Below are 7299 nucleotides of genomic sequence, written 5' to 3'. Positions count from 1 at the left end.
ATCAATAATAACCTTTAACAGATCCTTTTAAAAAAAGCATCAACCAAGGACGGGTTGATGCTTTCTTGCTATTTCTATACTTTTTTCAGTTTAAATGGACTGACCATTAGGAATGATAGAATGATGATGATAAATAAGAATGTTTGGGAAGGGATATAGGGAATGGCTAAAAAGCTTAAGGTTGCCAAGCATCCTGCTGCTGTAATTGGTAGACCAGTAAAATAGCCATTGCTTTCCGTTATATTGAAGCGTGCTAATCTGAAGGCGCCACAACCGATGTAGAAAACGGTAAAAAATGAACCCGGTCCGCCAAATTCATGTAAAATTCCTTGATATAGTAATAGTGCAGGTGCCACGCCAAATGATATAATATCACTCATGGAATCCAATTGTTTTCCTAACTCAGATTCAATATTAAATTTTCGTGCAATCATGCCGTCAAAACGATCGGCCAATGCGGCAATAAAAATTAACAGCAGGCTTAATCTCAAATTCCCATGAAGCCCGAATACAATGGCAAAACCGCCCAATGATAAGTTTGTTAAAGTGATAACATTAGCTGTTTGTGATTTGAGTTTTTTTATTGTTTGATCTAGTACGTCTAATAAAAACATGCTCCACACCACTCCTTTCTTACAAGCCGGAAGGTAAATTAATTTCTTTCATTCATTCTATATTATTTAAGTTTAAGCGTTTTATGTCTTTTCGTAAAGAGTATTTTTACACTATTTGGGGGTAGTTAGATGATCCAAGGCTTTTATCGTCTATTGATTGAGTTAACAAATGGAAGGTGGACATCAGAAATCTTAAGAAGGTTTGCTCGTTCACATGTCAGTCGTTTCGTGGTACCATCCTTTGCAAAGATTTATCATTTAAATCAAGAAGAAATGGAGAAGGGCTTGTCAGAATATCCTACTCTTCATGATTTATTCGTCAGGACATTGAAAAAGGATGCAAGAGAAATTGATAAAGGTGAGAATTCAGTTGTCAGTCCGGTGGATGCGGTTATCGAAGATGTGGGTCCGATTAAAGAGACGAGTGATATTCATGTCAAAGGAAAGACGTATTCCATTGAAGAAATGCTGGGAAATCCACAACTATTAGCCAAGTATTTAAATGGTACATACATGATCCTTTATTTAAGCCCAAGTCATTATCATCGTATTCACAGCCCTGTCAATGGAATCGTCACCAAACAATGGACGCTTGGTTCAAAATCATATCCAGTCAATAAGCTGGGGCTAAAATATGGGGTTAGAACACTCGCCAAGAATTATCGAGTTATAACTGAAGTGAAAACGGATTATGGGCATGTTGCAATCGTAAAGGTTGGGGCTATGTTTGTTAATTCAATTGAAACCACACACAAGGGATCAGAATTAGTGAAGGGCGGCGAAATGGCTTATTTTAGTTTTGGTTCGACCGTAGTCCTGTTATTCGAAAAAGATATTTTTCAAATGGATTCAAACGTTCAGACCCCTAAGGACATTAAGGTTGGAGAAAAACTTGGGGTTTTGAGAAATCAGTAACAAAAAACAGCCTCAGAGACTTGGTCTTGAGGCTAGACAAAAAGAAAAGCTCTTATAGAGCTATTGCTAATTTTATGATGAAATTTTTATTTTATGGTATAAGGAGCGTCTGAGCATTTCTGACTCAATAAGTCCAATAAAATCAGGGCTTAAGTTCAATTCTCTTGCTTTAAAATATGACTCAATTAATAATTCATCTGACAGTTTCCGCACGGCAGAATCCACCTCCGATTTGAAAATAAATTGTTCTATTATATGAACCATAAGCATAAAATGGTATGTTCAATTGGTGTACCCTAAATCTACCAAATTTATTCCTATAGAACAATCGTTCTAACTATCCACAGCTTCTGGTGGATAACTTGTGATTACTTTGTTTATAAAATGATGAAATGTGTATGATTCAATGGGTATAATGTTAATAACTTTATCCACAAAGGTGTGAAATGAAGATTTTTGTCGAAAAATATTTTTTGATCTTTTTAATTTCATCCTATTTTAGAAAGATTTAGGCGCTCTTATAAAAAGCTATAATATTTTAAAATCATGTATTATCAGTTTTTGATGAATAATAAGACTATAAACAAATTACATTTAATCTTTGAAACAAAGGTTAAAATTGGTTATGATTGTACAAGAAAAAAATATTGAACGATTATATTTAGAATTCAATGAGGTGTAAGCTTAGTGCTAAAACAATTTTTACCGAATGAACATGTTAAAAGCATTCTTGATATATCCCCTGAACAGTTGAATGCAAAAGGGATTAAGGGGATCATTACTGATTTGGATAATACGTTAGTGGAATGGGATCGCCCCTACGCCACTCCTCAATTAATCAAATGGTTTGATGAAATTAGAAAACATAATATCCTCGTGACAATTGTTTCTAATAATAATGAAGAACGTGTCAAGGCCTTTTCTGATCCTTTAAAAATCCCCTTTATTTTTAGGGCTAGGAAGCCGTTTGCCATTGCCTTTCACAAGGCCATTTCACAAATGGGAATTAGAAAAGAAGAGGCAGTGGTAATTGGAGATCAGTTACTGACAGATGTACTTGGCGGGAACCGGGGTGGTTTTCATACGATCCTGGTTGTCCCTGTTGCTCAGACTGACGGATTTTTTACAAAATTTAACCGCTTTGCCGAGAGAAGAATTTTAAATTGGTTTCGAAAAAAAGGTATGCTTCAATGGGAGGATTAATGTGTGAGTGAACATCAACATATTTGTATGGGTTGTGGAGTAAAGGTCCAAACAGAAAACCCAGAGGAACTAGGATACGCCCCAACATCGGCCTTGGAAAAAGAAATGATTATTTGCCAGCGATGTTTTCGTCTTAAGCACTATAATGAGGTTCAGGATGTTAGCTTAACCGACGATGATTTTTTAAAAATATTAAATGAAATGGGAAAGTCAGATGCCTTAATCGTGATGATTGTTGACATTTTTGATTTTAATGGCAGCTGGCTTCCAGGTTTACACCGTTTTGTAGGAAGCAATAAAGTGCTTCTTGTTGGAAACAAGGTGGATTTATTGCCTAAATCTGTGAAGCATAGTAAGCTAATTCACTGGATGAAGCATGAAGCCAAAGAACTAGGGTTAAAGCCGGAAGATGTATTCCTTGTAAGTGCTGCGAAAGGCTTATTTGTTAAGGAAACGGCGGCGGCCATTGATGAACATCGAAATGGTAAAGACGTCTATGTGGTTGGGTGTACTAATGTTGGAAAATCTACGTTTATCAATCGAATCATTAAAGAAGTAACAGGAGAATCCGATGTTATTACCACCTCCCATTTTCCGGGAACGACGTTGGATATTATCAAAATTCCACTTGATGATGAAAAATCATTAATTGATTCGCCAGGTATTATCAACCATCATCAAATGGCGCATTTTGTTGATAAGAGGGATTTAAAAATTATCACCCCCAAAAAAGAGATCAAGCCAAAAGTGTTTCAATTGAATGAAGGACAAACCTTATTCTTTGGCGGCTTGGCCCGCTTTGATTATATTAGTGGCGGCCGAAGATCCTTTGTTTGTTATGTTTCCAATGAATTGAATATTCACAGGACCAAAATCGAGAATGCGGACGAACTCTATGAAAAGCATGTGGGGGAAATGCTGACACCGCCTCGTATGGAACAATTAGAATCTTTTCCTGAGCTTGTGAAACAGGAATTTATTGTGAAAGAAGCAAAAACGGATATCGTTTTCTCAGGACTTGGTTGGATTACCGTAAATGAGGCGGGTGCAAAAGTAGCTGCCTATGTACCAAAAGGTGTCCAAGCATTAATTCGAAAATCCTTAATATAAATAGATATTTTTAAGGTCAGGTTTTCACGTGCTGACATGGGTGGGGGGAATTCAGATGAAGAAATTATTTGCTGTTTTGGGGAATCCAATTGGACATAGTATGTCTCCGGTTATGATCAATGATTTATTTTCATTTTATAACATTGATGCAGCCTATCTTCCATTTCAAGTTAAGGAAGTGGATTTACATGATGCTGTCAAGGGATTAAAAGCGCTGGGTGTCAGTGGATTTAATGTAACTGTACCGCATAAAAGTAAAATCATTCCCTTTCTGGATGGCATAGATGAATTGGCCGCAAACATCGGGGCTGTGAATACCGTTGTAAATGAAAACGGTCAACTAATTGGCTATAACACAGATGGCCCTGGTTTTCTAAAAGGCTTAAATGCTTTTCTGCCTAAAATAACAGACCAAAAGGTTCTGATTATTGGAGCAGGCGGGGCTGCGAGAGCCATCTATTTAACTTTGGCAAAGGAAAACCCGCTCGTCTTGAACATTGCCAATCGCACGATAGAGAAAGCCTGGGAACTAATCAAAGAATGTCCTTATTCAGTTTTTTCTAGTGCTTGTTCGTTTGAAGAGGCAAGTGAATCATTAGGGGAATATGATTTAGTTATTCAAACGACACTGATTGGCATGTCCCCAAAAATTAATGAGCAGCCATTCCCACTAAATAAAATAAGGAATCAAACCGTCTTTTGTGATATCATATACAATCCGCTTGAAACGCAATTTTTACAAGAAGCGCGTCTTAATGGAGCAAGCATACAAAACGGGATAGATATGTTTGTATATCAGGGCGCACTTGCTTTTGAAAAATGGACGGGAATTTTCCCTGATGTGGAAAGAATGAGAGATAATGTTTTAAAACAATTAGGAGGAAGAACATGTTAACAGGTAAGCAAAAAAGTTTTTTACGGTCAAAAGCGCACCACTTAGATCCGATATTTCAAGTAGGTAAAGGTGGAGTAAACGAAAATATGATTAAACAAGTAGCTGATGCACTTGAAGCAAGAGAGCTATTTAAAGTCAGCATTTTGCAAAATTGTGAAGAAGATAAAGCGGCCGTTGCTGAGCAGTTAGCTGAAGGTACGGGTGCAGAAATTGTTCAACTTATCGGAAATACCATTGTCCTTTATAAAGAGTCTGTGGAAAAGAAAACAATTAAACTTCCATAATTGAATGTATAAGGAGACGATCGCATGTTGAAGGTGGGAATATTGGGAGGAACCTTTGATCCTCCGCATTATGGACATCTTTTAATTGCAAATGAGGTTCTTTCCACTCTTCAGCTTGATGAAATTTGGTTTATGCCAAACCAAGAGCCTCCCCATAAGAGAAAATCAGAATCGATTAAAAATGAAGATCGCCTGCAAATGCTGGAATTAGCAATCGGTGGAAATGCTGCTTTTCGAGTGGAAACGATTGAACTTCATAGGCAAGGTCCTTCTTATACGGTCGATACCATGAAGATGATTAATGACCAGTACCCTGACCATCAGTTTTTCTTTATTATTGGGGCGGATATGATTGAATACCTGCCGAAATGGCATAAAATAGACGAACTTATTAAACTTGTCCAATTTGTTGGAGTTGAAAGACCGGCATATAGCAGTCAAACAGAATACCCTGTCCTTTATGTAGATGTTCCTGCACTGGATGTGTCATCTAGTATGATTAGGGATAGGGTGAAGAACGGAAAGACAGTTCGTTATCTACTGCCTGATCCGGTCGTTCAATTTATCGAGGAGAAGCATTTATATGGAACGTGAAGAGGCGTTAAAGCTTGTAAAGGAACAATTAACCGATCATCGCTATCAGCATACTTTGGGAGTAATGGAGACAGCGATAGCACTTGCAAAGCAATATGGAGGCAATGAACAAAAAGCCGAATTAGCTGCGATTTTTCATGATTATGCAAAATTTCGTCCAAAAGATGAAATGAAGGAAATCATTACTGGTCAAGGATTTCCACAGGATTTGCTTGAATTTAATTCGGAATTGTGGCATGCACCTGCAGGGGCCTACTTGGTGGAAAAAGAAGCGGGCATCAGCGACCGTGAAGTATTGGAAGCAATCCGTTATCATACATCGGGAAGACCAGGAATGACTTTACTGGATAAAATTATTTATTTAGCCGATTACATTGAACCAGGCCGTCATTTTCCAGGCGTGGAAGAGGTACGAGATATGGCTAAAGAAAATTTAGATAAAGCACTAATTAAGGCCATTCAAAATACGATCATGTTTTTATTAAAAAAGAATCAAACAATATACCCTGATACATTCTATACGTACAATGATCTAATCAAAAAACTGGAGGATTGATTAATGGATAATCAAGAACTACTAAAAATTGCTGTTAAAGCAGCGGATGACAAACGTGCTGAAGACATTTTAGCCCTAAATATGAAGGGGATTTCTTTAATTGCTGATTACTTTATCATTTGTCACGGAAACTCAGACAAACAAGTACAGGCGATTGCAAAGGAAATGAAAGAACAAGCCCAAGAACATGGATATGACGTAAAAAGAATTGAGGGTTATGATGAAGCAAGATGGGTGTTGATTGATCTTGGCGATGTTGTTGCCCACGTATTCCATCGTGACGAAAGAAGCTATTACAAATTGGAACGTCTATGGGGCGATGCGCCGTTGGAAGACATCCACAGTGCGCTAAATTTATGAGCTATCAGCAATTTGCCTATCTCTATGATGAACTGATGAAGGACGCACCATATGATGAGTGGGTCCAGTTTGTCAAAGATAAATGCGTGAACTATAACGTTACTGGCACTCGCTTGCTTGACCTAGCATGTGGGACAGGTGAACTCTCCGTCCGATTAGCTCAAGACGGATTTCAAGTAACGGGAGTCGATTTATCTGAGGATATGCTAGCTGTGGCACAGGCGAAGGCCGAGGATGAAGGGGTTAGAATTCCGTTTTTTCAGCAGAATATGGCTGACTTGGAGGGCCAGGGGGAATTTGATGTCATCGGTATTTTTTGTGATTCGTTAAATTATCTTCAGTGCGAGCAAGAGGTAATGGATACTTTTTCAAACGCCTTCCAGCATTTGAGCGATGAAGGCATATTCGTTTTTGATGTTCATTCGATTTATAAAATTTCTCATTTATTCATTAATCAAACCTTTGCTTCCAGTGAGGATCATGTCTCATTTATCTGGAATAGCTTCCCTGGAGAAAGTTCGAATAGTGTGGACCATGAGTTAAGCTTTTTTGTTTTGGATGAACGGACAGGAAAGTATGACCGATTTGATGAGATTCATTTTCAACGAACATATCCAGTCCAGCAATATTCAGACTGGTTAGTCGAGACTGGTTTTGAATTGTTGGAGGTTTGTGCTGATTTTAAAGATGCTAAGCCCTCAACACAATCAGAGCGAATCTTTTTTGTAGCAAAAAAAATAGAGAAAGCCATCTAAAAAATAAGATGGC

Annotated in this window: 11 protein-coding genes; 9 read left to right on the top strand and 2 right to left on the bottom strand. The window is 37.8% G+C overall.

From position 1 onward, the window contains the following. Positions 1-74 precede the first annotated feature (74 nt). Entirely contained in the window at positions 75-614 is a 540-nt protein-coding gene (pssA, locus tag COE25_RS23795; protein WP_088089057.1) for a CDP-diacylglycerol--serine O-phosphatidyltransferase, read from the bottom strand. Positions 615-743: 129 nt separating this feature from the next. Here pssA and COE25_RS23790 point away from each other — a divergent pair, with 129 nt between their 5' ends. Further along, positions 744-1529, top strand: a complete 786-nt coding sequence (locus COE25_RS23790) for a phosphatidylserine decarboxylase (RefSeq protein ID WP_098934398.1) — start codon at positions 744-746, stop codon at positions 1527-1529. Positions 1530-1601: 72 nt separating this feature from the next. Here COE25_RS23790 and COE25_RS23785 read toward each other — a convergent pair whose 3' ends face one another. After that, positions 1602-1742 carry a sporulation histidine kinase inhibitor Sda gene (locus COE25_RS23785; protein WP_088089055.1) on the bottom strand — a complete coding sequence of 47 codons (141 nt, stop codon included), beginning with the start codon at positions 1740-1742 and terminating at the stop codon, positions 1602-1604. A gap of 474 nt (positions 1743-2216) precedes the next feature. Here COE25_RS23785 and COE25_RS23780 point away from each other — a divergent pair, with 474 nt between their 5' ends. The 8 genes from COE25_RS23780 to COE25_RS23745 are packed head-to-tail and all read left to right on the top strand — an operon-like array spanning position 2217 to position 7286. Then, on the top strand, positions 2217-2732 hold the full coding sequence (locus tag COE25_RS23780) for a YqeG family HAD IIIA-type phosphatase (protein ID WP_088089054.1): 516 nt from the start codon (positions 2217-2219) through the stop codon (positions 2730-2732). 3 nt (positions 2733-2735) lie between these two features. Next, positions 2736-3842 carry a ribosome biogenesis GTPase YqeH gene (yqeH, locus tag COE25_RS23775; RefSeq protein WP_088089053.1) on the top strand — a complete coding sequence of 369 codons (1107 nt, stop codon included), beginning with the start codon at positions 2736-2738 and terminating at the stop codon, positions 3840-3842. 55 nt (positions 3843-3897) lie between these two features. After that, positions 3898-4737, top strand: a complete 840-nt coding sequence (aroE, locus tag COE25_RS23770; protein ID WP_088089052.1) for a shikimate dehydrogenase — start codon at positions 3898-3900, stop codon at positions 4735-4737. Further along, positions 4731-5021 carry a ribosome assembly RNA-binding protein YhbY gene (yhbY, locus tag COE25_RS23765; protein WP_088089051.1) on the top strand — a complete coding sequence of 97 codons (291 nt, stop codon included), beginning with the start codon at positions 4731-4733 and terminating at the stop codon, positions 5019-5021. The genes aroE and yhbY overlap by 7 nt, the downstream gene beginning before the upstream one ends. 24 nt (positions 5022-5045) lie before the next feature. After that, the gene (locus tag COE25_RS23760) at positions 5046-5615 is read left to right on the top strand and encodes a nicotinate-nucleotide adenylyltransferase (protein WP_088089050.1); all 570 of its coding nucleotides are present in this window, start codon (positions 5046-5048) and stop codon (positions 5613-5615) included. Beyond that, positions 5605-6171, top strand: a complete 567-nt coding sequence (gene yqeK, locus COE25_RS23755; RefSeq protein ID WP_098934397.1) for a bis(5'-nucleosyl)-tetraphosphatase (symmetrical) YqeK — start codon at positions 5605-5607, stop codon at positions 6169-6171. The genes COE25_RS23760 and yqeK overlap by 11 nt, the downstream gene beginning before the upstream one ends. A 3-nt stretch (positions 6172-6174) precedes the next feature. After that, positions 6175-6531 (top strand): ribosome silencing factor, encoded by a 357-nt coding sequence (rsfS, locus tag COE25_RS23750; RefSeq protein ID WP_098934396.1) that lies wholly within the window; start codon positions 6175-6177, stop codon positions 6529-6531. Further along, the gene (locus COE25_RS23745) at positions 6528-7286 is read left to right on the top strand and encodes a class I SAM-dependent DNA methyltransferase (RefSeq protein ID WP_098934395.1); all 759 of its coding nucleotides are present in this window, start codon (positions 6528-6530) and stop codon (positions 7284-7286) included. The genes rsfS and COE25_RS23745 overlap by 4 nt, the downstream gene beginning before the upstream one ends. The last annotated feature ends 13 nt before the right edge of the window (positions 7287-7299 follow it).

It is taken from the genome of Bacillus sp. AFS031507, assembly GCF_002584635.1.
In the GTDB taxonomy this organism is placed as follows: domain Bacteria; phylum Bacillota; class Bacilli; order Bacillales; family Cytobacillaceae; genus Neobacillus.
Note: the sequence above shows the minus strand (reverse complement) of the source record. Positions and strands in the feature narration are given on the sequence as shown.